Origin of the sequence: Falsiroseomonas frigidaquae, from assembly GCF_012163145.1 — a bacterium.
Classification (GTDB): Bacteria; Pseudomonadota; Alphaproteobacteria; order Acetobacterales; family Acetobacteraceae; genus Falsiroseomonas; species Falsiroseomonas frigidaquae.
In genome coordinates, this window is the sequence record NZ_JAAVTX010000005.1 from 563,174 (window position 1) to 588,050 (window position 24,877).

A 24,877-nucleotide genomic window follows, 5' to 3' on the forward strand; every position below is an offset into this window, starting at 1 on the left:
TCTGCCCCCCTTACCCAACCCTCTCCCCCAGCGGAGGGAGAGGGCTTGAAGGTCAGCCGACGATTTCGGTGCCGGCGAAGAAGTAGGCGATCTCGATCGCGGCGTTCTCCAGGCTGTCGGAGCCGTGCACGGAATTCGCCTCGATGCTCTCGGCGAACAGCTTGCGGACGGTGCCCTCGGCGGCATTGGCCGGGTTGGTGGCGCCCATCACGTCGCGATGCTTGGCGACCGCATTCTCGCCTTCCAGCACCTGAACGACGACCGGGCCGGAGATCATGAAGGTCACCAGGTCGTTGAAGAAGCCACGCTCCTTGTGCACGCCGTAGAAGGCCTCGGCCTGGGCGCGCGTCATGTGGATGCGCTTCTGGGCGACGATGCGCAGGCCGGCTTCCTCGAACACGGCGTTGATCTTGCCGGTCAGGTTGCGCCGCGTGGCGTCGGGCTTGAGGATGCTGAAGGTGCGCTCGATGGCCATGCTGATGATCCTTGGTTGGTGGCGCGCCGGATAGGCGGGGATTGGCCGGGGCGCAAGGGTCAGGCCGGTTACGGCCGTTTTGCGTGCCGCTTCAGGGCTGGGCGGAGGCTTGCTCAGCCCTGCGCCGCCCAGGCTTCCAGCACCTCCACCGCCTCCGCCACCAGCGCCCTGCGCGCCTTCATCCGGCCGCTCCCGACGGGGCCGGAGGCCTCGGCGCGCAACGTGGTGATATCGGTCCGCACCCGCCGTGCCGGCCCCACCCCGGCCAGCACGCGGGCGCTGTCCGCAAGCCCCGCCGCGAAGACAACGGCCTCCACCTTGGCGATCTGCATGGTCGCGACGCAAAGCGCACAGGGCTCGCAGGAGGTGAAGACGGTGCAGCCCGTCAGGTCCAGCGTGCCGAGACGGTTGCAGGCGTCGCGCATCGCCTCCGTCTCCCCATGCGAGGTGGGGTCGAGCTTGCCGATCGCCTGGTTGAACCCCTCCCCCACCACCGCGCCATCCTTCACCACCACGGCGCCGAAGGGCTGCGCGCCGGGGGTGTTGGCGGCCTGCTGCGACAGCGCGATGGCGCGGCGCATGAAGGTCTCGTCGGTCTGGTCCATGGCGGTGCGCCTCGCTGCGTGAAGGGGTTGGCAGCTTGAAGCCCCTACGCGTTGCCGGAAAGGCCCGCTATGAAGCGGTCCCATGACCGTTCTCATCATCCGCGACCTCACCATCCGCTTCGGCGGGCGGGAATTGCTCAATGGGGCTGAGCTGACGCTCGACACCGGGCACAAGCTCGGCCTTGTCGGGCGCAACGGCGCGGGCAAGTCCACTTTGCTCAAGGCCATCACCAAGGAACTGATCCCGGATGGCGGCGAGATCCGCCTCGCCGCGCGCGCCCGCATGGGCGTGGTGGCGCAGGAGGCGCCGGGCGGGGAATCCAGCCTGCTGGATGCGGTGCTGGAAGCCGATACGGAACGCGCCGAGCTGCTGGCCGCGCTGGAACGCGACGACCAGGCCCACCGCGCGGCGGAAATCCACGAACGCCTGATGGCGATCCAGGCCGATGCCGCCCCGGCCCGCGCGGCGACGGTCCTCGCCGGCCTCGGCTTCGATGCGGAGGCGCAGGCCCGGCCGCTGTCATCCTACTCAGGTGGCTGGCGGATGCGCGTGGCGCTGGCCCGCGCGCTGTTCCTGGAGCCGGACCTGCTGCTGCTGGACGAGCCGACCAACCATCTGGACCTTGAGGCGACGCTGTGGCTGGAGGGCTGGCTGAACCGCTTCGCCGGTGCCGCCATCATCGTCAGCCATGATCGCGGGCTGCTGGACCGCGCCGTGGATGGGATCGCGCATCTCGATCGCGGCAAGATCCTGTACTACCCGGGCAATTACGAACGCTTCGTCCGGGTGCGGACGGAACGCGCGGCGCAGGTGGAGGCGCAGCGTGGCAAGATCGCCGCCCAGCGCGCGCATATGCAGGCCTTCGTGGACCGGTTCCGGGCCAAGGCTTCCAAGGCCAAGCAGGCGCAGTCCCGCATCAAGGCGCTCGAAAAACTGCCGGTGCTGGATGCGGTGATCGAGGATGCCAGCACCACCTTCGCCTTCCCCGAGCCGGAGGAGCTGGCGCCGCCCGTCCTGGCGCTGGAACACGTCGAGGTCGGCTATGGCGGCGCGCCGATCCTGCGCAACCTGGATTTGCGGATCGACCAGGAGGACCGGATCGCCCTGCTCGGCGCCAATGGCAACGGCAAGTCGACACTCGCAAAACTGCTGGCCGGGCGGCTGGGTCCGTCCAAGGGCACGGTGAAGCGCGCGCCGCGGCTGCGCGTCGGCTTCTTCGCGCAGCACCAGTCGGAGGATCTGGACGCCACCGGCACGCCGCTGACGCATATGCAGGCGGCCCTGCCCAACGCCACCATCAGCCAGTGCCGCAGCCAGCTCGCGCGTTTCGGCCTGACGGTGGAGCGCGCCGAGACGAAGATCGCGAACTGCTCGGGTGGCGAGAAGGCGCGACTGCTGCTGGCGCTCTGCACGCGGGATGCGCCGCAGCTTCTCATCCTCGACGAGCCGACCAACCACCTCGACATCGATGCGCGGGAGGCGCTGGTCCGCGCGCTGGCGGATTTCGGCGGCGCCGTGCTGCTGATCACCCACGACCCGCATCTGGTGGAGCTGATCGCGGACCGGCTGTGGCTGGTCGCCGACGGCCAGGTGAAGAACTTCGACGGCGACATGGATGAATACCGCACCCTGCTGGCCGACCGCGCCCGCGGCGGCGGCCGCCCGGCCGGGGCCGAGCTAGGGGCCGAGGGCGGCGGCAAGGGATCACTGGAGCGGAAGAAATCCGCCTCCTCCCGCGCCGCGCTCGCGCCCATGCGGACCCGTCTGAAGGAAATCGAGCGGGAGATGGAAAAGCTGGCGCTGGAAGCCAAGCTGATCGAGAAGCGCCTGGCCGACCCCGCGACCTACGCCAAGCGCAAGCCCGAGGACATCACCTGGGCCAATACCCGCCGCATCGTCATTTCCCGCCAGACCGCGACGCTGGAGGAGGAGTGGCTGACGCTGTCGGAGCAGCTGGACGCGGCCTGAGCGGCGCCGCCTCGACGATCTCCTCCGCCAGGGTGCGGCGCAGGAAGGTGGGCCACAAGGCACGCGCGGTCGCGGGTTCGGTGGACCTTCGCTCCAGGGTCGGCTGATCGGCATTCATGGCCTGATGCCTCCGGGTTGCCATTCTTGCGCCTGGGTAGCCTGCGCCCGACATTGGCACGGATGCAACCTTGGCGTGTGACGGTGACGGAGAGGTGAGCGGCGCATCTTGACGGGGCGGGCCGGAGGTTGCGACACGGACTGAATACCTGGGGGAAAACACGCCATGATCCGCCGCCGCAGCCTTGTCGCCCTGCCGCTTGCCGCCCTCGCCGCCCCTGCCGTGATGCGCGGCGCGCAGGCCCAGGGCACCGGCCCGATCCGCCTGATCGTGCCGGCGCCGCCCGGCGGGCCGACCGACATCCTGGCCCGCGTCACCGGTGAACGCGCCGCGGCCGCGCTGGGCCAGCCGGTGGTGGTGGACAACCGCGCCGGGGCCGGCGGTGTCATCGGCTCCGAGGCCGCGACGCGGGCGGCGCCGGATGGGCTGACGCTGATCCTCGGCCACAACCAGACGCATGCCTCGAACCAGGCGATGATGTCGCGCCTGCCCTATCACGTGGTGGATGGCTTCACCCCGGTGGCGAAGCTGGCGACCGTGCATCACGCGACCGTGGTGCCGGCCAATTCGCCGGCGCGCAGCATGGCCGACCTGGCGAAGCTGACCGGCGCGGTGAGCTACGCCTCCTCCGGCGCCGGCTCGGCGAGCCATGTGATCTCGGAGACTTTCGTACGGCGGTCCGGGCTGAACGCGACGCATGTGCCGTATCGCGGCGCTGCGCCGGCGGCGACGGATACGGTGGCGGGGGTGGTGAATTTCTACACCTCCACCTTCCCGACCGTAGCCGGGCTGATCAAGGACGGGCGGCTGCGCGCGCTGCAGGTCGGTGCGCCGGCCCGGCTGGCCGATTTCCCGGATGTGCCGACCTCGGCCGAGGCCGGCGTGCCCTACATGGCCGTTGATGCCTGGTTCGGCCTGTTCGGCCCGGCCGGCGTGCCCGCCGCGGCGGCGGAGCGGCTGGCGCAGGCCTTCCTCGGCGCCCTGGAGGATGCGGAGGTGAAGCGTCGCCTGGCGGCTGCCGCCTTCACGCTGGACCCGCTGCCGCCGGCCGCCTTCGCCGCCTTCCAGCGGGCCGAAGTGGCGCGCTGGGCGGAGATGGTGGACCTGACGGGCGTGAAGCTGGACGGCTGATTGTGCCACATCCATGATTCGAGTATTCTCGAATCATGGATGAAAACACTGCCATCGAGGCGCTGGGCGCCCTCGCCCAGGAAACCCGCCTCCGCACCTTCCGCCTGCTGATGGCATGCGGCCCGGAGGGCCTGCCGGCCGGGGAGGTGGCGCGCCGGCTGGGCACGCCCAGCAACACCATGTCCACCCACCTCGCCATCCTGACCCGCGCAGGGCTGCTGCGTGCGCGGCGGGAAGGACGGGTGGTGTGTTATGCGGTGGAGATCGCCGGCATCCGGGCGCTAATGGGATTCCTGGTGGAGGCCTGCTGCGGCGGCCAGCCCGCCGCCTGCGCGCCGCTGCTGGATACGCTGCTGCCGCTGGAATGCGGCGCCAGGGAAGGCCGCGCATGACCGCGCCGGCCCGCCTGTCCTTCCTCGATCGCTGGCTGACCCTGTGGATCTTCGCCGCCATGGCGGCGGGCATCGCGCTCGGCAGCCTGGTGCCGGGCCTGCCGGCGGCGCTGGAGGGGATGTCGGTCCAGGGCACCAACCTGCCGATCGCCATCGGGCTGATCCTGATGATGTACCCGCCCCTGGCGCGGGTGCGGTACGAGGCGCTGCCCGAGGTTTTCGCGGATCGCCGCATCCTGCTGCTGTCCCTGGTGCAGAACTGGGTGATCGGCCCGGTGCTGATGTTCGCGCTGGCCGTGATCTTCCTGCCCGACCGGCCGGAATACATGACCGGGCTGATCCTGATCGGCCTGGCGCGCTGCATCGCCATGGTGCTGGTGTGGAACCAGCTGGCGCGCGGCGATGGCCAGTACGTGGCCGGGCTGGTGGCCTTCAACAGCCTGTTCCAGCTGGCCTTCTTCGGCGTCTATGCGTGGTTCTTCCTGTCCGTCCTGCCGCCGCTGCTGGGGCTGGAGGGGCAGGTGGTGGAGGTGCCTTTCACCACCATCGCCGGCGCGGTCCTGCTGTATCTCGGCCTGCCTTTCGCGGCGGGCTACCTGACGCGGCGGCTGCTGATCGCGCGGCGCGGCGCGGCCTGGTTCACGCAGCGCTTCCTGCCGCGCATCGCGCCCATCACGCTGGCGGCGCTGCTGTTCACCATCCTGGCGATGTTCACGCTGAAGGGCGGGGAGGTGCTGCGCCTGCCGCTGGATGCGCTGCGCATCGCCCTGCCGCTGGCGATCTACTTCCTGGTGATGTTCCTGGTCTCCTTCGCCATGGGGCGTTGGATCCGTGCGGATTACCCGCGCACCACCGCCATCGCCTTCACCGCGGCGTCCAATAATTTCGAGTTGGCCATCGCGGTGGCCATCGCCGCCTTCGGCCTCGCCTCCCCCGTCGCCTTCGCCACCGTCATCGGGCCGCTGGTGGAGGTGCCGGTGCTGGTGCTGCTGGTGCGGGTGGCGCTCTGGCTGGGGCGGCGCTGGTTCCCAGGCGATGCGGTGGCCCAGGCGCGTGGCTGAGGCGGATGCGGGGGTGCTGGATGTGGCCGTCATCGGTGGCGGCCAGGCCGGGCTGGCGGCGGGCTACTTCCTGCGCCGCACGGCGCTGCGCTTTGCCATTCTCGACGAAGGTGCCGCGCCGGGCGGGGCCTGGCGGCAAGGCTGGGAGTCGCTGACGCTGTTCTCCCCCGCCGCCTGGTCATCCCTGCCCGGCTGGGCGATGCCGCCGGCGGCCGAAGGGGGCAATCCGAGCCGGGACGATGTGCTGGCCTACCTCGCCGCCTATGAGGCGCGCTACGCCCTGCCGGTCCGCCGCCCGGTGCGCGTGGGCGCCCTGCGGCGCGTGGCGGAGGGGCTGCGGCTGGAAGGTGCCGGCGTCACCGCCCGTGCCGTGATCAGCGCCACCGGCACCTGGAGCCACCCCTTCATTCCGGACATTCCCGGCCGCGACAGCTTTCGCGGCGTGCAGATGCACTCGGCCCAGTACCGCCGGCCGCAGGATTTCGCCGGCCAGCACGTGCTGGTGGTAGGCGGCGGCAATTCGGGCGCGCAGATCCTGGCCGAATTGTCCCGCCACGCCACGGTCACCTGGGTGACGGAACGGCCGCCGGTGTTCCTGCCGGATGACGTCGATGGCCGCGTGCTGTTCGAACGCGCCACCGCCCGCTGGCAGGCGCAGCTTGAAGGCCGGCCGCCGCCGGAGGCGCTCGGCGGCCTCGGCAATATCGTCGCCGTGCCGGCGGTGCGGGAGGCCCGCACGCGCGGCGTCTTCGCCCACAGCCTGCGGCCCTTCGCCCGGCTGGAGGCGGAGGCGGCGATCTGGGCGGATGGCAAGCGCATCCCGGCCGACGCCATCATCTGGTGCACCGGCTTCCGGCCAGCGCTCGGCCATCTGGCACCGCTCGGACTGCAGGATCCGGAAGGCCATGTGGCGGTGGGGCCGGAAGGGCAGGCGCTGGCGGAGCCGCGCTTGTGGCTGCTGGGCTATGGCGACTGGACCGGCATGGCGTCGGCCACCCTGGCCGGCGTGACGCGGGCGGCGCGAGGCGTGGTGCAGGGCGTGGTGCGGGCGCTCGCCTAGCTTCATCGAAGCTTCACGCCGCGCCGCCGGATAATTCGATACTACTGGAAGCATGGATAGTGAACAGGCGGCCCTGGGCTTCACCGCCCTCGGTCAGGGCACCCGGCTTGAACTGATGCGCGCGCTGCTGGCGGCCGGGCCTTCCGGCCTGCCGGCGGGCGAGATCGGCATCCGGCTCGGCGTGCCGGCCTCCACCCTGTCCTTCCACCTGCGCGCGCTGGAACAGGCGGGGCTGGTCGCGGCGACGCGGCATGGCCGCAGCCTGGTCTATGCGGCGCAGATCGTCCGGCTGCGCGGGCTGGTCGCCTTCCTGGCGGAAGCCTGCTGCGGCGGCCAGCCGGATCGCTGCGGCGACCTGCACCGCCTGTTCGACACCGAGAGGGAGACAACCCCGATGGAAGCGCCCCGTTTCAACGTGCTGTTCCTGTGCACCCGCAACTCCGCCCGCTCGATCATGGCGGAGGCCATCCTGAACCGGATCGGCGAAGGCCGCTTCCAGGCCTATTCCGCCGGGTCCGAGCCGGCGGCGGAGGGGCCGCTGCCGGAGGTGCTGAGCCAGCTCAAGGCGCTCGGCCATGATGTCTCCGCGCTGCGATCGAAATCCTGGGATGTCTTCACCGGGCCGCAGGCGCCGCGCATGGATTTCGTCATTGCGCTGTGTGACACGCTGGCCGGCCAGGCCTGCCCGGATTTCGGCGAGACGGCGCTGACCGCCGCCTGGCCGCTGCCGGACCCGGCAAAGTTCAGCGGCAGCGCGGCCGAACGCGCGACGCTGTTGAACGAGTTGTACGCCGCGCTGCAACGCCGCCTCGGCATCTTCACCAGCCTGCCCTTCAGCACGCTGAGCCGCATGGCGCTGCAGGCGCGGCTGGATGAGCTGGCACACCCCCAAGGGACGAACCAGGGCATGAATCAGGGAATGGCGCGCGCATGAGGGTTGGTATCAGCGGCATGGGCCGCATCGGGCGTCTGGCGCTGCGCGCGGCACTCGGTGCGGCGGAACGCCAGGCGGAGGATCCGCGCGCCGGCAACCGGCTGGACGTGGTGCATCTGAACGAGATCAAGGGCGGCGCCGCGGCCTGCGCGCATCTGCTGGAATTCGACAGCGTGCAGGGCCGCTGGCGCGGCGGGATCGAGGCGGAGGGCAACGAGGCGCTCCGCATCGGCGACCGCCGCCTGTCCTTCTCCGAACATGCCAAGCCCGGCGAAATTCCCTGGGGCGAGATGGGCGTGGAGCTGGTGCTGGAATGCACCGGCAAGTTCCTGACGCCGGAGGTGCTGGAAGGGCACCTGGCGCGCGGCGCGAAGCGGGTGATCGTCGCCGCGCCGGTGAAGTTCGACAGCGTGCTGAACGTGGTGGTTGGCGTGAACGAGCATCTGTACGATCCGGCGAAGCACCCGATCGTCACCGCGGCATCCTGCACCACCAACTGCCTCGCCCCGGTGGTGAAGGTGGTGCATGAGGCCATCGGCATCCGGCACGGCCAGATCACCACCATCCACGACCCGACCAACACCAATGTCGTGGTCGATGCGCCGCACAAGGATCTGCGCCGGGCGCGGTCCGCCATGCTGTCGCTGCAGCCGACGACGACGGGCAGCGCCACCGCCATCGCCCTGATCTACCCGGAGCTGAAGGGCAAGCTGAACGGCCATGCGGTGCGCGCGCCGGTGCTGAATGCCTCCCTCACCGACTGCGTCTTCGAGATGCGGCGGGAGACGAGCGCGGAGGAGGTGAACGACCTGTTTCGCGCTGCCGCCGCCGGGCCGCTCGCCGGCATCCTGGGCTATGAGGCGCGGCCGCTGGTCTCGGCCGATTATGCACGGGACACGCGCAGCGCCATCATCGATGCGCCGAGCACGCTGGTGACGGATGGCACGCTGCTGAAGGTCTATGCCTGGTACGACAACGAGATGGGCTATGCCTGCCGCATGGTGGACCTGGCCTGCCACATGGAACGGGCCGGGCTGTGAGCACCGCCGTCGGCAGCGCCGCAGGCACGCGCAACTACGCCATCGTCACGGCGGCCTATTGGGGCTTCACGCTGACCGATGGCGCGCTGCGCATGCTGGTGCTGCTGCATTTCTTTCGCCTCGGCTATTCGCCCTTCACGCTCGCCTTCCTGTTCCTGCTGTATGAGGCGGCGGGGATCGGCGCCAATCTGGTCGGCGGCTGGCTGGCGGTGCGCTTCGGCATCGCGCGGATGCTGGCGGTGGGGCTGGGCACGCAGATCATCGGCTTCCTGATGCTGTCGGCGATGTCGCCGGACTGGGCGGCGGCGACCTCCGTGGCCTGGGTGGTGCTGGCGCAGGGCGTCTGCGGCGTGGCCAAGGACCTGACCAAGACGGCCAGCAAATCCGCCATCAAGCTGACGGCGGGGGAGGCTTCGGGGCGGCTGTTCCGCTGGGTGGCGTTCTTCACCGGCAGCAAGAATGCGATGAAGGGGGTCGGCTTCTTCCTCGGCGGCGTGCTGCTGGAAGTCGCGGGTTTTCGGGGCGCGCTGTGGCTGATGGCGGTGGGACTCGCCGTGATCCTGGCCGCCGTGCTGCTGTCCCTGCCGCCGCTGATGGGCCGCGCCAAGCCCTCGCGCAATGCGCGGGAGTTTCTTGGCAAGAGCCGGGGGGTGAACCTGCTGGCGGCGGCGCGGGTGTTCCTGTTCGGCGCGCGGGATGTGTGGTTCGTCGTCGGGCTGCCGGTGTTCCTGTATGCGGCAGGGTGGAGCTTCGCCATGGTCGGCGGCTTCCTGGCGCTGTGGACCATCGGCTATGGCGTGGTGCAGGCGGCAGCGCCCGGGCTGGTACGGCGCAGCCCGGATGGCCTGTCCGCCGAGGTGCCGGCGGCGCGGCTGTGGTCGTTGCTGCTGGCGCTGCTGCCGATCGGGCTGGCCGCCGCGCTGGCTGCCGATGTGCCGCGGCCGGATCTGGTGGTGGTGGCGGGGCTGGCGCTGTTCGGCTTCGTCTTCGCGGTGAATTCCTCCGTCCATTCCTACCTGGTGCTGGCCTATGCGGGGTCGGAGAAGGCGGCGGAGGATGTGGGCTTCTACTACGCCGCCAATGCCGCCGGGCGCTTCGGCGGCATCCTGCTTTCGGGGCTGCTCTATGGGCTGGGCGGGCTGGCGGCCTGCCTGGCCGGGTCCGCCGTGATGCTGCTGGCCTGCTGGGGGCTGACCACGGCGCTGCCGTTGGAACGGGAGGCGCGGGCTTAGGCCCCCCTCCCCCGCAAGCGGGGCAGAGAGACAAATCAGCCGCCGAGGCGGCGGAGGAAGGCGCCGTGGACGAAGCCATCGGGCACGGCGTCGCCCTGCAGATCCACTAGGCGCCAATCCCCCTCCTCCCGCAGCACGCGCAGCTTCGTGCCCGGCGGCAGCTTGCCGAGCACGGCGAAGCCGGTGCCGGGGCCGCCGCGCAGGTTCAGGCTGTCCCGCGCCGAAACCTCGAAGCTGCCGAGATCATTCTCGGCCAGCGTGCCGGACCCGGCGGCGCCGCCCAGATGCTGGAAGCGCGCCAGCGGGAAGGCCGGGCCGGGGTCCTGCTTGCGGCCGGGCGAGATGTCGTCATGGCCCACCACCTCCTGGATGCTGGGATAGGCGGCGCGGATCGCGGTGGTCAGCAGGGCCACGGCCTGGAGCTGCGCCTCGGGATAGGCTTCCCAGCCCATGCTGGCGCCGCCATTCTTGTGCCGCGCCACCAGCACCTCGGCCTCCCCCAGGCAGCGGCCGAGGCCGCCGCGGGTCCAGCCCGCCGCCTCCTTCCGGTCCAGCCAGCCGAGATTGGCGATCTCGATGCCGATGGAGGAATTGTTCAGCCCGTCATGCCCGCGCCATTGCGACGGCCCGGCATGATGCGCCAGGCGGTTGCAGGCCACGGTCTGGATGATGGCGCCGTCGCGATCGACGAAGAAATGCGCCGACAGGCCGCGGTCGCGGATGGCGCGCACGGAATTCAGCGCGGAGCCGCCGGCGGTATAATGCATCACCAGGAAGCGCGGGGTGATCTCGCGGCCCATATGCGGCGTGGCGTCGAAGGGCACGTCCTTGAGGCGGTGGTTCTCGACATGCATCGTCGTGTTCCCCCTGCGGCTGGGTTAGGAACACTATCCTTTTTCGTTCACCATTTGCAATCAGAACCTGCGGCGGCTCAGGACTTCTTCTCCCAGCCCCGCGCGCCCTGCTGCCAGTAGGTCAGCGCATGGCCGCCGGCCTTGGCGGCGCGCCAGCGGCCGCGGGCGGCGGCCACCGCCTCCGTATCGCCGCCATCGAACAGATCCAGTACCCGGTCGAAGGTATCGAGCCGCGCGGATTGGGTGGATTCCAGCAGGAACAGGAAGCGCGCGCCATTCGGCGCGCCCTCCGGCCCGGCATCCTCCGTGGTCAGCCAGATCGGCTGCAGATGCGGGTGGCCGGCGCGGGGGGAGCCGTGCGGCAGCCAGTCCGGGTCCGGGCAGGTCCACAGCGCCGCGTCCAGCGCCTCCAGCCGCTGCGGCTCCGCCATCAGCACCATGGCGCGGCCGCCGCCCGACAGCACCCGGCCGAGCAGCTTCGGCAGCGCCTGTTCCAAAGGGGTGCGGGTCAGGTGGTAGAAGCCGTATTCGGCCATCAGCGGCGGCCCTGAGGTGGTTCCGGCGGCTCCTCATACTGCGCCGCCAGCAGCCGATCCAGCAGCCGCACGCCGAAGCCGGTGGCGCCAGCCGGGCCAAGGTCATGCGGCTTGTCCTGCGTATCCACCCCCGCGATGTCCAGATGCGCCCAGGGCGTGCCGCCGACGAATTCGGCCAGGAAGGCGGCGGCGTGGCTGGCATCGGGCTGCAGGCGGCCGGCGCCGGCGGGCATGCATTGGCGGATATCGGCGATGTCGGAATGCAGGTCTTCGCGGTGGCGGGCGCCGACCGGCATCGGCCACAGGTGTTCGCCCGTCTCCTCCCCCGCCGCGGCCAGCGAGGCCAGCAGCGCGGCGTCATTGCCGAACAGCCCGGCGCGATGCGGGCCGAGCGCGGTGACGATGGCCCCGGTCAGCGTCGCCAGATCCACCACCACCCGCGCGCCGAGCGTGGCGGTCGCGTGGTGCAGCGCATCGGCCAGCACCAGGCGGCCTTCCGCATCGGTGTCCACCACCTCCACCGTGCGGCCGGATGCGGTGCGCAGCACGTCGCCGGGGCGGTAGCTGTCGGCACCAGTCGCATTCTCCGCGATCGCCAGCACCGCCACCACCGGCGCCGGGCAGCGCCGCAGGGCCAGGGCGAGCATGGCGCCGGCGCAGGCGGCGGCGCCGGCCATGTCGGCGCGCATCGCTTCCATTCCCTGCGCACCCTTGATGGAGATGCCGCCGGTGTCGAAGACCAGTCCCTTGCCGACCAGGGCGATGGGTGGCGCCGCATACCACCCGGGCCAGCGCAGCACCGCCAGCCGCGGTGGGTCCGCGGCAGCGCGGCCGACGGCCAGCAGGGCGCCGAAGCCCGCCTTCTCCAGCCGCCTGCGGCCCCAGATCTCGACCTCCAGGCCGTGCTCGGCCAGCGCCTCCAGCCGATCGGCGAAGTGGCGGGTGGTCAGGTGGTTGGCGGGTTCGGAGACCAGGTCGCGCGCGAAAAGGCAGCCGCGGAGGGCGGGCAGCGCCGCCTCCCAGGCCGCGCGGCAGGCGGCGGGGTCGTCCACCAGGCAGGTGATCCGGGCGAGACGCGGCTTGCGGTCCCGCGTGCGATGGCGGTCGAAGCGCCAGGCGCGCAGCGCCATGCCGGCGGCGAAGGCGGCCGCCGCCTCCGGCGCCAGGCCCTGCGCGGCCACCGTGGCCAGCGGCGCCTCCGCCAGCACGGCTGCCGCGGCGGCGCCGGCCTTTTCCCAATCCAGCCGCAGCGGTGACGCTGACAGGCCGACCAGCACGCGGCGCGGCAGGCCCGGCGCATCCAGCACGCGGCCGGCCTCGGCGACAAATCCGGCGGCCTGCGCCAGGGCGGCGATCTCCGCCGGCAGGTCCCGGCCGGCCGGCAGCGGCCAGACCACGGGCAGGCCGGCGGCAGGCGCGCCACGCCGGAAGCGGAGCTTCAACATGGGAAGCGCAGCTTCAGCATGTCGCGCTGGGGATCAAGTCTCGTCCCAATCCGCCACCAGCCGGTCGAGCAGCCGCACGCCATAGGCGGTGGCGCCCTTCGGGATGGTGGGGTGGTCCTTGCTGGTCCAGGCGGTGCCGGCGATGTCCAGATGCGCCCAGGGCATCGGCCCGTCCTTGGTGTTGACGAAGCGCTGGATGAACTGCGCCGCCGTCACCGCCCCACCCGGCCGGCCGCCGACATTCTTCATGTCCGCGATCTCGGAGCGCAGCGCCTTGTCATAGGCCTCGCCCAGCGGCATCCGCCAGGCGCCTTCCCCGGTCTGCTTGGCCGCCGCCAGGATGCGCTGCGCAAGGTCGTCGTCATTGGCGAAGAGGCCGGCATGTTCATGGCCGAGGGCCACGATGATGGCGCCGGTCAGCGTCGCCAGGTCGATCATGCAGCGCGGCGCGAAGCGTTCCTGGCAGTACCAGAGCACATCGGCCAGCACGAGGCGGCCTTCCGCGTCGGTGTTGATCACCTCGATGGTCTGGCCGGAATAGGATTTCACCACATCGCCCGGCCGCTGCGCGGTGCCCGATGGCATGTTCTCCACCAGGCCCACGATGCCCACTACATCGGCCTTGGCCTTGCGCCCGGCGAGTGCCGCCATCAGCCCCACCACGGTGCCGGCGCCGGCCATGTCCCACTTCATGTCCTCCATCCCGCCGGCGGGCTTGATGGAGATGCCGCCGGTGTCGAAGGTGACGCCCTTGCCGATGAAGGCGAAGGGCTTGCCCTTGCGGCCCTTCGGCGCGCCCTTCCACTGCATCACCACCATCCGCGGCTCCACCGCGCTGCCCTGGGAAACGCCGAGCAGCGCGCCGAAGCCGAGGCGCTTCATCTCCTTCGGGCCGAGGATCTCGACCTCCACGCCCAGCTTCTCCAGCGCCTTGCAGCGATCGGCGAATTCGACCGGGTGCAGCACGTTGGGCGGCTCACTGACCAGTTCCCGGGTCAGGAACACGCCATCCGCCACGGCGCGCAGCGGCGCGAAGGCCTGCTTGGCGGCGGTGGTGTCGGCGGTGGCGAAGGCGATGCGTTCCAGCTTCGGCTTGTCCTCCTCCTTCTCCTTCGTCCGGTAGCGGTCGAAGCGCCAGGCGCGCAGCAGGGCGCCCATGGCCAGCGAGGCGGCCATGGCGGGGGCCAGCGCATCGGCGGCGACCGTCGCCTCCCGGTCCTGGTTGATGGCCGGGATCATGGCGCCGCCGGCGGCCTCGGCGACCAGCGGGGTGAGGTCGGCGGGCTTGCCGAGGCCGATGGCGACCACCTTGGCCAAGCCCCCGCCCGGCGCCCAAAGCGTGGTGGATTGGCCCTTGCGGCCCTTGAAGCCCGCAGCCTCCAGCGCGCGGGACAGGGCGCCGCCGGCCGCCGCATCGGCTTCCGCCGCCAGGCCGGTCCATGGGACGTTGGGCGTATCGGCTTCGTGAAGCGGCAGGACCAGGGTGCCGGAGCGCGGCAGAGCGGGCTTCGCGAAGGCGATATCGGGCATGAGGTTCCGTTCCGGCGTTTTGCTGGTTCCAGCCTATCATCCCATTGTCACGATGAAACCGCCACTTGCTGCGCAGGCAAGGCACATGCTGCGCAGGCTGGCCTCTCGCGCCGCGCGCCGCCCGCAGCTAATTCCCCTGGCATGGATGATGATGACCTGCTGGCGCTGGTGGTGCGCCTGGCCGGGGCGGCGGCGGCGGCGATCACCGCGGTCCGCGCCGCCGGCTTCGTGGTGGAGCGCAAGCGCGACCATTCCCCGGTCACCGCCGCGGATACGATCGCGGAGGCGCTGATCGTCGAGGGCCTGCGCGCTGCCGCACCCGGCATCCCGGTGGTGGCGGAGGAAGCGCATGAGGCCAGCGCCACGGCCGTGCCGGAAGGCCGCTTCTGGCTGGTGGACCCGCTGGATGGCACGCGCGACTTCGCCGCCAACCTCGATACCTTCGCGGTGAATATCGGGCTGGTGGACCACGGGCGGCCGGTTCTCGGCGCGGTGGCCCTGCCGGCATTTGGAGAAGTGTTCTCCGGCATTGTCGGGCGCGGCGCCTGGAAGCTGGATGCGGCTGGCCGCCGGCCCATCGCGGTGCGGCCGGTGCCGGCCAGCGGCGCCATCGCGGTGGCCAGCCGGGACCATCAGCGCGATCCGCGCATCATGGATTTCGTGCGGGAACGTGGCGCGCGGCTGGTGCCGATGGGATCGGCGGCCAAGCTGTGCCGGGTGGCGGAGGCGGCAGCGGACCTCTACCCGCGCCGCGGCCCGACCATGGAATGGGACACGGCGGCGCCGGAGGCGGTGCTGCTGGCCGCCGGCGGCCGCATGGCGGGCTGGGATGGCGCGCCGCTGCGCTATGGCAAGCCGGGCTGGCGCAACCCCGGCTTCCTGGCGGAGGGCGCCGCATGACCCGCCTGCTGACCGACCCGGCCGAGGCCGCCGCCCTGCTACGCGAAGGCGCGCTGGTCGCCTTTCCCAGCGAAACTGTCTACGGCCTTGGCGCCGATGCCTGGAACGGCCGCGCCGTGGCCGCGGTATTCGAGGCCAAGGGCCGGCCCCATTTCAACCCGCTGATCTGCCATTTCGCCGAGGCCGAGGCCGCCTTCGCCGAGGTCGTGGCGGATGACCGCGCCCGCGCCCTGGCCGCCGCCTTCTGGCCCGGGCCGCTGACCCTGGTGCTGCCGCGCCGGCCCGCCTGCCGGGTGGATCTGCTGGCCGGCGCCGGGCTGGACACGCTGGCGGTGCGGGTGCCGGCACATCCCGCGACGCTCGCCATGCTGCGCGCGGCGGCGCGGCCGATCGCCGGGCCATCGGCCAACCGCTCCGGCCAGGTCAGCCCGACCAGCGCGGCGCATGTGCTGGCCGGGCTGTCCGGGCGCATCGCAGCGGTGCTGGATGGCGGCGATTGCGCGGTGGGCGTGGAGAGCACGGTGCTCGACCTGACCGGCCCCGGCGCCGTGCTGCTGCGCCCGGGCGGGGTGCCCGCCGCGGCGATCGAGGCGGTGATCGGGCGCGTCGGCCGCCCATTGCGGCTTTCCGCCGCGGAGGCCACGCGCAGCCTGCGCAGCCCGGGGATGCTGCTGTCCCACTACGCGCCCGCCCTGCCGCTGCGGCTGGATGCGGCGGCGGTGGCGGCGGAGGAGGCGCTGCTGGCCTTCGGGCCGCATCCGCTGCCCGGCGCGGGGGCGCTGTGGAACCTCTCGCCCGGTGGCGATGTGGCGGAGGCGGCGGCGCGGCTCTTCGCCGGGCTGCGCTGGCTGGATGCGGAGGGGCAGCGCCTGGGGCTGAAGGGCATTGCCGCCATGCCGGTGCCGCTTGACGGCCTGGGCGAGGCGATCGCCGACCGGCTGGCGCGGGCGGCCGCACCGCGGGGCTGAAGCGGGACGTCTCATGGCCCGTCCCCCATTTTGGAGGAGCAGGGCTTGCCGCCGACCCGGCGCGCCGGGTGGGCGAGGTTCAGGCGCTCTCGCTGCCGCGGGACGCCTGGTCGGGCTGGTAGGCCTTCAGCGCGCGTTCCAGCATCGCGCTGAGCTGGGCCGCCACCTCCGTCTCGGTCCCGGTGCTGCCGGTCTCCTGCGCGCCGAACAGCACGCCAAGCATCCGATCGCTCAGGGAGCCGGTGGCGCCGGGGGGCGGACCCTCCGGCCTCGGCCCGGGCGGGCGGCCGGCCGGCCCCTGGTCCAGCTCGGTGGCGGAGATGCCGCCATCGCCATCGGTGTCGAGCAGGCCGAAGACCTGTTCGACCGTCGCCCGCGCCAGCTGCCCCGGCACGGATTGCGCCACTTCGCCGGCGGCAGGGCTTGCCGGATCCCCGGCAGGTCTTGCCGGCGCCGCTTCCCCACCCCCGGCCGTTCTTGCCGGTCGGGCCGGGCGGACCTCCTCCGGCGAGAGCCTGCCATCGGCATCCTCGTCGGCGCGGGCGAACAGCCTTTCGCGCCATTGTTGCAGCAGGGCGGCGTTGCCAGCGCCGCCCGACCCTGAAATCTCCATCATGGAGCCTCCTTGCACGCGCCGGCGGGATGCCGGCGGGCAGGCCGGCCGATCACGCAGCGTGCCGCGGCGCGCTGGACCGAGGCCGGATCACGGCACCGTGACCGGCGCGGCGCAACAAGGCAGCGCCTATCGCGGCCAGAGGCGCGATCCCATCCGCCCCACGCCTCCGATGCTGCTATGGCTGGCGCCACCAGAAGGAAGTCCGCATGACCCGCAGCAAGACGATCATCGCACTTGACGAGGCCGATCTCGCCAAGGTGGCCGGCGGCGCCTTCCAGCAGGGTACCTTCGGCAGCGACAGCCTGTACGGCGGCACCTCCGCGGATGTGATCTTCGCCGGGGGCGGCAATGATGGTGTCGCCTCGGGCGCTGGCAACGACCAGGTCTATGGCGAGGCGGGCAATGACCACGTCAACACCGGATCGGGGAACGACATCGCCTATGGCGGCACCGGAAATGACGCGTTGAATGGCGGCTCCGGCGCCGATGTGCTGCATGGGGAGGCTGGCGACGACGTCCTGGATGGCGGCGCCGGGGACGGTGCGGCCGATCTCGCCGATGGCGGCGCCGGGAACGACACCTTCCTGTGGGCGCCGGGCGACGGCAATGACGAGTTCCGCGGCGGTGACGGGGTGGACACGCTGAACCTGCTCGGCATGAACCTGCAGGACCTGACGGCCGCGCTGCGCCTGGATACCCAGGGGCTGCAGATGCAGGTCACCAACAACGTCGTGACCTTCCTCGATGCGACCGGCAACCCCGCGACCTTCGGCGGGACGGTGAGCATCGGCGGCGAGACGCTGCGCTTCTCCGAGGTCGAGCGGATCAGGCTGGGCTGAGCCGGCCGCGCCCCCGCCCTGCGGGGACGCGGCACCACCCGCTACCGGTGCAGACCCTTGGCCACCAGCCAATCCTGCACAAGCTGCGCCACCTGATCGCTGTTGCGGTCCATCATGATCATGTGGCTGTTGCCGCGGATGCCGCGCTCCGGCAGGTCCACCACATCCACGCTTCCGCCGGCCGCCCGCACGGCCTCGGCGAAGCGCACGCCGTTGCCGCGGATGGTGGGCCAGCGGCTGTCCTGGGCGATGTAGTCGCCATAGACCATCAGCACCGGGATGTTGCGCAGCGCCGCCACCTTGGCGATGTCGCCGATCGCCGCCGGCTCGATCAGCACCAGGGCGCGCACCTTGTCCGGCCGTTCCTGCGCCGCGCGCCAGCCGAACAGGCCGGCCTGGCTATGCGCCACCACAACGGAAGGCCCGACGCGGTCGAGCAGCGCCAGATAGGCCTCCAGCGTCAGCGCATCCGTCGTGGTGAAGCGCGGCACCACCTGGCGCATGAAGTTCATGTAGCTGTCGCGGTCGGCCGGGAACTGGTTGCCGGGCAGCACCTCATTCCGCTGGAAGCTGCCCTGGCCGGCGCCGATGCGGAAGCGCTCGAAGGGATTGTCCACGGTCAGCAGAACGGGCTGGCCGCCGGTCTGCTCCGGGATCATGGACCAGCCGGCGCGGCCGCGCTCCACGGCATCCGAGACATAGGTGGGCCAGCCGCGGCGCAGGAAGAAGTTCTGCCAGCCCTCGCGGCCATCCGGCGTCGTCTCCCAGGTCACGCCGGTCAGGCCGCCGCCATGCCACAGCAGCAGCGGCGCCTGGCCGCGCGGGCCCGAGGGGACATGCGGGATCATGTACTGGGCGTACATGCCACCCATCAGGTAGGTGCCGTTCGGATCGACGCGGGCGGGCACGCCGCCGGGGGTGAACAGCACCTCCCGCACCGGCTGGCCGGAGACTACCACTTCCCGCCCACCGACATGGAAGCTGCCCCAGCTCTGCAGGCTGACGGGCGGCGGGGTGGGGGCGGATTGCTGGGCGGCGGCCGGCATGGATGGACCGGCCACCACGGCGGCGAGCGCCATGGCGAGGATGGTCTTGTGCATGGTTTTTTCTCCCTCGAGTCCCGGCCTGGCCGGGTGCGGGGAGTGGATCACGCGGCGCGGCGGACCGCCATGCACCGGTCCGGCGCCCGTCAGGCCCCCATCGTCGGCCCGGCGGCGGCGAGCACGATGCCGCGCAGCCAGGCGAGGCCCGCATCGCCGTCCATCGCCTTGAGCCAGGCCATGTCGAGCCGATGCAGGCGCTCCGGCAGGGGCGAGGGCAGAATGCGCAGGCGCAGCGCCTCCGCGAAGGGCGCAACGGCGCCGAGCGGCAGGGTGGTCACCAGGTCCGTCGCGGCGACGACATGCAGCGCCGCCTGGAAATGCGGCACCGTGACGGCAATCCGCCGCCGCAGCCCCTGCGCCTCCAGCGCCTGGTCCATCCAGCTCAGCCGCCCGGGGAAGGAGGAGACGCGGACATGCCGCCGCGCCAGGAAGGCCGCCATGTCGAAGCATCCGGTCGCGTCCCAGCCCCGTTCGGCCAGGACGCAGACATGCGGGTCCTGGCGCAGCGCCTGCCGTTGGCAGCGCGGCGGCAGGGTGTCGATCTGGCCGAGCGCCAACTCCACCTGCCCCTCATCCAGCAGCCGAGGCAGGACCGGCCCATCCTGGTTCTGGCCGCGCGGCAGGTGGATCACCTCCAGCGAAATCGCCGGCGCGACGCTGCCGAGCGCCCTGAGCAGCAGGGGCAGCAGCGTGGCGGAGACATGGTCGTTCATGCCGATGCGGAAGCGCCGATCGCTCGCCTCCGGCCGGAACGGCGCGGAGGGAAGGATGGCCTGCTCCAGCCCTTCCAGCGCCGCGACGGCGGCGAGGCAGAGTTCGGTGCCGCGCGGTGTCGGCACCAGGACGCCGGGGCCGCGCACGAACAGGTCATCCGCGAAGGCCAGGCGCAGCCGCTGCAGGGCGTGGCTCACGGCGGGCTGCGACAGGCCGATCATCCGGCCGGCCGCGGTGATGCCGCGGCATTTCCACAGCGCGTCCAGCACCTTCAACAGGTTGAGGTCCAGCGCCAGCAGCGACCGGATGGCCGCCATCTCATTCGTACGGTGCATGGTCCGAATGCCTAGCATCGATTTGACCGATTGGCGGGGCGGCCATGACAATTCCGGCCGCTTGAATGCTGAAGGGGATGCCTCGCCATGCTGCATGATCGGCCTCGGAGCCTTCGCGACGCCCGGCTGGGCCTGGCCGGACTGGCCTGCCTGGTGGCGGTGGCCGCCAACCCGGCCAGGGCCGAGACCCTGAGCATCGGCATGGCCGGCGCCGTCACCTCGGTGGATCCGCATTTCTACAACGCCTCCCCCAACAACAGCATCGCCATGCAGATCTTCGATCGGCTGGTGGAACGCGGCGCCGATGGGGCGCTGGCGCCGGGGCTGGCCGAATCCTGGCGGCCGGTGTCCGAGCGTGTATGGGAATTCCGCCTGCGCCCCGGCGTGACCTGGCATGATGGCCGCCCGCTGACCGCCGACGACATCGCCTTCAGCTTCACCCGCGCGCGCAACGTACCGAACAGCCCCGGCGGCTTCGGCGGATTCCTGCGCAACATCGCCAGCGTCACCGGCGTCGATGCGACGACGCTGCGGATCGAGACGCGCGGCCCCTCCCCCGGCCTGCCGGGCGACCTGGTGAATGTCGCGGTGATCGCGCGCCATGTGGCGGAGGATGCGACGACCGCGGATTTCAACGCCGGCCGCGCCGCGATCGGCACCGGTGCCTTCCGCCTGCGCAGCTTCCGCCCGGGCGACCGGATCGAGCTGGAGCGCAACCCCGCCTGGTGGGGCGCGCCGGTGGCGTGGGAGGATGCGAGCTATCGCATGATGCCCAACCCGGCTGGCCGCACCGCTGCGCTGTTGTCGGGCGATGTGGACATGATCGAGATGCCCAGCGCATCCGACCTGCCGCGGCTGCGCAACACGGCGGAGGTGGTGGTGGTCAGCGCCGCGGGCCTGCGCGTGATCTACCTTGCCCCCCGGCATGGCGATACTGCGCCGGCGCCCTTCGTCACCGCGGCGGATGGCAGCGCCCTGCCCGCCAACCCGCTGGCGCGGCGTGAGGTGCGGCAGGCGCTGTCGCTCGCCATCAACCGCACCGGCCTGGCGGAGCGCGTGCTGGAAGGTACCGCGGCACCCACCGCGCAGATCCTGCCGCAGGGCACCTTCTCCGCCGTGCCGGCGCTGACGGTCGGCGAGGCGGCGCCCGACCGCGCCCGCGCGCTGCTCGCCGCCGCCGGCTATCCGGGCGGCTTCCGCCTGACCCTGCATGTGCCGACGGACCGCTACCCCGGCGCCACCTCCGTCGCGCAGGCCGTGGCGCAGATGTGGACGCGGATCGGCGTGCGCACCAGCGTCGCCTCCCTGCCCTGGAGCACCTATGCGACGCAGCGCGGCAGCTTCGCGATCCATGTGGTGGGGCTGGGGAACGCGACCTTCGATGCCACCTCCATGCTGGTGAACGTGCTCGGCACGCCGGACCAGGCGCGCGGCATCGGCGCCGGCAACACCACCGGCTACGGCAACCCGGCGCTGGACAGCCTGGTGGCGCGGGCCGCCGGCACCTTCGAGGATCCGGCGCGGGAGGAGATGCTGCGCGAGGCCACGCGCCTCGCCATGGAGGATGCCGCCATCATCCCGCTGTACCACCAGACCAACAGCTGGGCGCTGCGGCGCGGCCTGACCTATGCGCCGCGGCTGGATGAGCGGACGCTGGCCAAGGACGTGCGGCGGGCGGCACCATGATGCGGGACGAGACCTTCCCCACCGCTGGCTGGGCGGATGTGGATGCGGCGGCGGCGGGCTTCGACCCGGCGGCGCTGGCGCGCTTCACCGAGACCCTGCGCGGGCTGACCACCACCTCCTTCATGGTCGTCTCGGGCGGCCGCGTGGCCTATCGCCATGGCGACGTGGCGGAGGTCAGCTACCTGGCCTCCACCCGCAAGAGCATCCTGTCCCTGCTCTATGGCCCGCATGTCGAGGCCGGGCGGATCGACCTGTCGCTGACTCTGGAACAGCTCGGCATCGATGATGTGCAGGGCCTGCTGCCACAGGAACGCCAGGCGACGATCCGCGACATCCTGACCAGCCGGTCCGGCGTCTATGCCCCGGCCGGCAGCCCGGGCGGCGACGATGCCGGCACGCCGCCGCGCGGTGCGCATCCGCCGGGCACGCATTTCCACTACAACAACTGGGACTTCAACGTCGCCGGCGCGATCTTCGAGCAGCTCACCGGCATCGCCGTGCATGATGCGCTACGCGACCAGCTGGCCATTCCGCTCGGCTTCGAGGATTTCGACCGGGCACGCCAGCGCATGCTGGGCTATCCGGACCGGTCGCGCTTCCGCGCCTACCACATGTTCCTGTCTGGCCGGGACATGGCGCGGGTGGGGCTGCTGACGCTGCGTGGCGGGCGCTGGGCCGGGCAGCAGGTCGTGCCGGAAGCCTGGGTGCGGGAGAGCCTGGCGCCGCATGTGCGGCCGGAAGACATGCAGGGCCGCTTCGCCGGGCGCGGCATGGGCTATGGCTATTACTGGTGGCTGCCGATGCACAGCGACGCGCCGGAATGGCAGGGTGCCTTCCTCGGCTCCGGCCATTATGGGCAGTTCATCCTCGGCCTGCCGCGGCTCGACCTGCTGATGGTGCATCGCCGGGCGATCAGCGATGAGCGCGCCCTGAAGCGCAATGCCGGGATCGACCTCGGCGACCTGCCCTCCGTCTCGGCCGGGGAGATGGTGGCGCTGGGCCAGGCGGTGCTGGACGCCAGGGGCTGACCAGGGGGAACTGACCGGGCGGCGCATAGCGGGCGGCGCCCCTCTCACCCAGCCCTCTCCCCCCGTCGGGGGGAGAGGGCTTCGGGGTCGCTCAATCCACCGTGATGCCGGCCTGGCGCACCACCGTCGCCCAGCGTTCCCGCTCCCACTTGATCAGCGCGGCAAAGCCGGCGCCGTCCATGGAGGACGGCTCGGCCCCCTCGTCGCGCAGGCGGCGCACCACATCCGGCTCGGACAGGGCGGCGCGCATCGAGGCGAAGATATGCGCGCGGATCGGCTCCGGCGTCCCCTTCGGCGCCAGGATGCCGTACCAGGCGGTCGCCTTGTAGGTCGGGATCGTCTCCGCCACGGTCGGGATATTGGGGAACAGCGCCATGCGCGCATCGCCCGTCACCGCCAGCGGCCGCACCGCATTGCTGGTCATCAGCCCGACCACGGAAGGCAGCGTGGTCACCATGAAGTGCAGGTGGCCGGCGACCACGTCGGTCAGCGCCGGGGCGGCGCCGCGGAACGGCACGTGTTCCGCCTGCAGCCCCGCCATCTGCAGCATCAGCGCCGCGGCGAGGTGGCTGGCGGAGCCGTTGGAGGCGCTGGCGTAGTTGATGTTGCCACGGGCGGCGCGGATTTCCGCCAGCAGCTCCGGCAGGTTGGTGGCCTTGGAGGCCGGGCCGACCACCACGATCAGCGGCGCGTCGGCGACCAGGCCGATCGGCTCCAGCGCCGTTTCCGGGTTCACCCGCATGTTGCGGAACAGGGAGACGTTGACGCTCATCGGGCCGTGGTTGCCCATCAGCAGCGTGTAGCCATCCGGCCGGGCGCTGGCCACGGCTTCGGTGGCGATGTTGCCGCCGGCGCCGGGGCGGTTCTCCACCACCAGGGTCTGGCCCAGGCTGGGGGTCATCGCGGCGCCCAGGGTACGGGCGATCAGGTCGGTGCCGCCGCCCGGTGCGAAGGCGAGCAGGAGGCGGACGGGGCGGCTGGGATAGGCCCCCTGCGCCTCGGCGGCGCCGCCTGCGGCAAGGAGCGGCGCGGCCAGGCTGGAGGCGAGAAGCGAGCGGCGGAGGATCATGTCGGAGTCTCTCGGTCGGAGAAGGCGGTTCTGCGTCCGGCGGCGGCGCAGCGCAATCGGTTGTGACGCAGCGCGGGAATGCAGCGGACAGGGCTTGATCCGGAACGCCCCACGCGGTCCCTTGGCTGCATGTCAGATACCGCCGGGCGGCCCCGGCCCACCGTCTCCGCCCTGTTCTTCACCTATCTCCGAATCGGCCTGATCGGCTTCGGCGGCGTCAATGCCTGGGCGCGCCGCGTTCTGGTGGAGGAACGCGGCTGGGTGACGGAACAGGAATATGCCGAGGTGCTGGGCCTCGGCCAGGTGCTGCCAGGCCCGAACGCGCTGAATGTCGCGATCCAGCTCGGTGAGCGGTTCCGGGGCGGGCTGGGCGCGCTGGCCGCCAGCGTTGGCCTGTTCGGCGGGCCGATGCTGGTACTGGTGGGGCTCGCCATCCTGCATGACGCCTATGGCGAGGTGCCGCTGGTGAAGGCGGTGCTGGCCGGAACCGCGGCGGCGGCGGCGGGGATGATCCTGGGCACCGCGGCGCGCATCACGCAGAACCTGAAGCCGGCCTGGCCGATCCTGGCGGTGGGCATCGCGGCGCTGGTGGCGGGCGCGGTGCTGCGGCTGCCGCTGCCCTGGATCGTGCTCGGCCTGGCGCCGCTCGGCATCCTGGCGGCCTGGTGGAGCGGGAGGGCGCGGGCATGAGCGAGGATGGGGATGCGCTCGGCCAGCTCGCGATCGGCTTCCTGGCGATCTCGCTGATCGCGGTGGGGGGCGGCATCGCGGTGGTGCCGGAGATGAACCGGCTGGTGGTCGATGTGCATGGCTGGATGACCGATGCGCGCTTCGCGCAGCTATTCGCCCTGGCCCAGGCCGCGCCGGGCCCGAACGTGCTGGTGGTGGGGCTGATCGGCTGGCATGTGGCGGGGCTGACCGGGATGCTGGTGGCCATCCTGGCGATGACCGGCCCGGCCGGGCTGCTGGCCTACGGCTTCTCCCGCCTGCGGTCGCGGCTGGCGGGCGCGGCCTGGTTGCGGACCATGGAGAAGGGGCTGGTGCCGGTGGCGGTCGGCCTCATCTTCTCCTCCGGCATCATCCTGGCGCAGGCAGCGGCGGTGAACGGGCTGGCCCTGGCGGTGACGGTGGGGTCCACCCTGTTCGTCTGGCGCAGCAACCGGTCGCCGCTCTGGGTGCTGGCCGGCGGCGCGGCACTGGGTGCGCTGTTTCTCTAGATGGGCGGCGCTGGGCGCCC

At 71.7% G+C, this 24,877-nt stretch carries 25 protein-coding genes; 15 read left to right on the forward strand and 10 right to left on the reverse strand.

The genetic code is table 11. The annotated features are described in order from the left end of the window. Positions 1-52: 52 nt before the first annotated feature. Positions 53-475, reverse strand: coding sequence for a nucleoside-diphosphate kinase (gene ndk / locus HB662_RS19020; RefSeq protein ID WP_168051569.1), 423 nt, complete (start codon positions 473-475; stop codon positions 53-55). Positions 476-588: 113 nt separating this feature from the next. Then, positions 589-1,080, reverse strand: coding sequence for a nucleoside deaminase (locus tag HB662_RS19025; protein ID WP_168051571.1), 492 nt, complete (start codon positions 1,078-1,080; stop codon positions 589-591). Positions 1,081-1,162: 82 nt separating this feature from the next. On the opposite strand from HB662_RS19025, the gene HB662_RS19030 reads away from it, so the two are divergent. The 8 genes from HB662_RS19030 (at position 1,163) to arsJ (ending at position 10,017) form a co-directional block, all read left to right on the forward strand. Next, positions 1,163-3,049, forward strand: a complete 1,887-nt coding sequence (locus HB662_RS19030) for an ABC-F family ATP-binding cassette domain-containing protein (protein ID WP_168051577.1) — start codon at positions 1,163-1,165, stop codon at positions 3,047-3,049. Between the two features lie 283 nt (positions 3,050-3,332). Then, positions 3,333-4,298, forward strand: a complete 966-nt coding sequence (locus tag HB662_RS19035; RefSeq protein ID WP_168051580.1) for a Bug family tripartite tricarboxylate transporter substrate binding protein — start codon at positions 3,333-3,335, stop codon at positions 4,296-4,298. Positions 4,299-4,333: 35 nt separating this feature from the next. Then, positions 4,334-4,690, forward strand: coding sequence for an ArsR/SmtB family transcription factor (locus tag HB662_RS19040; protein ID WP_168051582.1), 357 nt, complete (start codon positions 4,334-4,336; stop codon positions 4,688-4,690). Further along, entirely contained in the window at positions 4,687-5,751 is a 1,065-nt protein-coding gene (gene arsB / locus HB662_RS19045) for an ACR3 family arsenite efflux transporter (protein WP_168051584.1), read from the forward strand. The genes HB662_RS19040 and arsB overlap by 4 nt, the downstream gene beginning before the upstream one ends. Further along, complete coding sequence (locus tag HB662_RS19050; RefSeq protein WP_408871643.1) at positions 5,744-6,811, forward strand: ArsO family NAD(P)H-dependent flavin-containing monooxygenase; 1,068 nt, start codon at positions 5,744-5,746, stop codon at positions 6,809-6,811. The genes arsB and HB662_RS19050 overlap by 8 nt, the downstream gene beginning before the upstream one ends. Before the next feature lie 52 nt (positions 6,812-6,863). Next, positions 6,864-7,745: an arsenate reductase/protein-tyrosine-phosphatase family protein gene (locus HB662_RS19055; protein WP_168051588.1), complete on the forward strand. Its 882-nt coding sequence runs from the start codon at positions 6,864-6,866 to the stop codon at positions 7,743-7,745. Beyond that, positions 7,742-8,785 carry an ArsJ-associated glyceraldehyde-3-phosphate dehydrogenase gene (locus HB662_RS19060; RefSeq protein WP_168051590.1) on the forward strand — a complete coding sequence of 348 codons (1,044 nt, stop codon included), beginning with the start codon at positions 7,742-7,744 and terminating at the stop codon, positions 8,783-8,785. Before HB662_RS19055 ends, HB662_RS19060 begins: the two co-directional genes overlap by 4 nt. After that, positions 8,782-10,017: an organoarsenical effux MFS transporter ArsJ gene (gene arsJ / locus HB662_RS19065; RefSeq protein ID WP_168051592.1), complete on the forward strand. Its 1,236-nt coding sequence runs from the start codon at positions 8,782-8,784 to the stop codon at positions 10,015-10,017. Before HB662_RS19060 ends, arsJ begins: the two co-directional genes overlap by 4 nt. Positions 10,018-10,052: 35 nt before the next feature. Here the strand turns inward: arsJ and HB662_RS19070 are convergent, their stop codons facing one another. The 4 genes from HB662_RS19070 to HB662_RS19085 all read right to left on the reverse strand — a co-directional run bounded on the left by HB662_RS19070 (position 10,053) and on the right by HB662_RS19085 (position 14,382). Further along, positions 10,053-10,871, reverse strand: coding sequence for an N-acetylmuramoyl-L-alanine amidase (locus HB662_RS19070; protein ID WP_168051594.1), 819 nt, complete (start codon positions 10,869-10,871; stop codon positions 10,053-10,055). 77 nt (positions 10,872-10,948) lie between these two features. Beyond that, on the reverse strand, positions 10,949-11,407 hold the full coding sequence (locus tag HB662_RS19075) for a DNA polymerase III subunit chi (protein WP_168051596.1): 459 nt from the start codon (positions 11,405-11,407) through the stop codon (positions 10,949-10,951). Beyond that, positions 11,407-12,852 carry a leucyl aminopeptidase family protein gene (locus HB662_RS19080; RefSeq protein WP_168051598.1) on the reverse strand — a complete coding sequence of 482 codons (1,446 nt, stop codon included), beginning with the start codon at positions 12,850-12,852 and terminating at the stop codon, positions 11,407-11,409. The genes HB662_RS19075 and HB662_RS19080 overlap by 1 nt, the downstream gene beginning before the upstream one ends. A 33-nt stretch (positions 12,853-12,885) precedes the next feature. Next, on the reverse strand, positions 12,886-14,382 hold the full coding sequence (locus HB662_RS19085; protein WP_168051600.1) for a leucyl aminopeptidase: 1,497 nt from the start codon (positions 14,380-14,382) through the stop codon (positions 12,886-12,888). Between the two features lie 141 nt (positions 14,383-14,523). On the opposite strand from HB662_RS19085, the gene cysQ reads away from it, so the two are divergent. Further along, a complete protein-coding gene (gene cysQ, locus HB662_RS19090) occupies positions 14,524-15,282 on the forward strand; it encodes a 3'(2'),5'-bisphosphate nucleotidase CysQ (protein ID WP_168051602.1) in 759 nt (252 codons plus the stop codon). Continuing rightward, positions 15,279-16,250 (forward strand): L-threonylcarbamoyladenylate synthase, encoded by a 972-nt coding sequence (locus HB662_RS19095; protein ID WP_168051604.1) that lies wholly within the window; start codon positions 15,279-15,281, stop codon positions 16,248-16,250. Before cysQ ends, HB662_RS19095 begins: the two co-directional genes overlap by 4 nt. A 79-nt stretch (positions 16,251-16,329) precedes the next feature. On the opposite strand, the gene HB662_RS19100 is transcribed toward HB662_RS19095, so the two are convergent. Further along, on the reverse strand, positions 16,330-16,866 hold the full coding sequence (locus HB662_RS19100) for an EF-hand domain-containing protein (RefSeq protein ID WP_168051606.1): 537 nt from the start codon (positions 16,864-16,866) through the stop codon (positions 16,330-16,332). 206 nt (positions 16,867-17,072) lie between these two features. On the opposite strand from HB662_RS19100, the gene HB662_RS19105 reads away from it, so the two are divergent. Beyond that, on the forward strand, positions 17,073-17,705 hold the full coding sequence (locus HB662_RS19105) for a calcium-binding protein (protein ID WP_168051608.1): 633 nt from the start codon (positions 17,073-17,075) through the stop codon (positions 17,703-17,705). 41 nt (positions 17,706-17,746) lie between these two features. Here HB662_RS19105 and HB662_RS19110 read toward each other — a convergent pair whose 3' ends face one another. After that, positions 17,747-18,805 carry an alpha/beta hydrolase family protein gene (locus HB662_RS19110; RefSeq protein WP_245185728.1) on the reverse strand — a complete coding sequence of 353 codons (1,059 nt, stop codon included), beginning with the start codon at positions 18,803-18,805 and terminating at the stop codon, positions 17,747-17,749. An 89-nt stretch (positions 18,806-18,894) separates the two neighbouring features. After that, on the reverse strand, positions 18,895-19,857 hold the full coding sequence (locus tag HB662_RS19115; protein WP_168051610.1) for a LysR family transcriptional regulator: 963 nt from the start codon (positions 19,855-19,857) through the stop codon (positions 18,895-18,897). An 87-nt stretch (positions 19,858-19,944) separates the two neighbouring features. On the opposite strand from HB662_RS19115, the gene HB662_RS19120 reads away from it, so the two are divergent. Further along, on the forward strand, positions 19,945-21,543 hold the full coding sequence (locus HB662_RS19120) for an ABC transporter substrate-binding protein (RefSeq protein WP_168051612.1): 1,599 nt from the start codon (positions 19,945-19,947) through the stop codon (positions 21,541-21,543). Next, entirely contained in the window at positions 21,540-22,571 is a 1,032-nt protein-coding gene (locus HB662_RS19125; RefSeq protein ID WP_168051614.1) for a serine hydrolase domain-containing protein, read from the forward strand. The genes HB662_RS19120 and HB662_RS19125 overlap by 4 nt, the downstream gene beginning before the upstream one ends. 91 nt (positions 22,572-22,662) lie before the next feature. On the opposite strand, the gene HB662_RS19130 is transcribed toward HB662_RS19125, so the two are convergent. Beyond that, complete coding sequence (locus HB662_RS19130; protein WP_168051616.1) at positions 22,663-23,640, reverse strand: Bug family tripartite tricarboxylate transporter substrate binding protein; 978 nt, start codon at positions 23,638-23,640, stop codon at positions 22,663-22,665. A 129-nt stretch (positions 23,641-23,769) separates the two neighbouring features. Between HB662_RS19130 and HB662_RS19135 the strand changes: the two genes are divergently transcribed. Both HB662_RS19135 and HB662_RS19140 read left to right on the forward strand, forming a co-directional pair. After that, complete coding sequence (locus HB662_RS19135) at positions 23,770-24,330, forward strand: chromate transporter (RefSeq protein WP_168051618.1); 561 nt, start codon at positions 23,770-23,772, stop codon at positions 24,328-24,330. Then, complete coding sequence (locus tag HB662_RS19140) at positions 24,327-24,857, forward strand: chromate transporter (protein ID WP_168051620.1); 531 nt, start codon at positions 24,327-24,329, stop codon at positions 24,855-24,857. Before HB662_RS19135 ends, HB662_RS19140 begins: the two co-directional genes overlap by 4 nt. Positions 24,858-24,877: the final 20 nt, after the last annotated feature.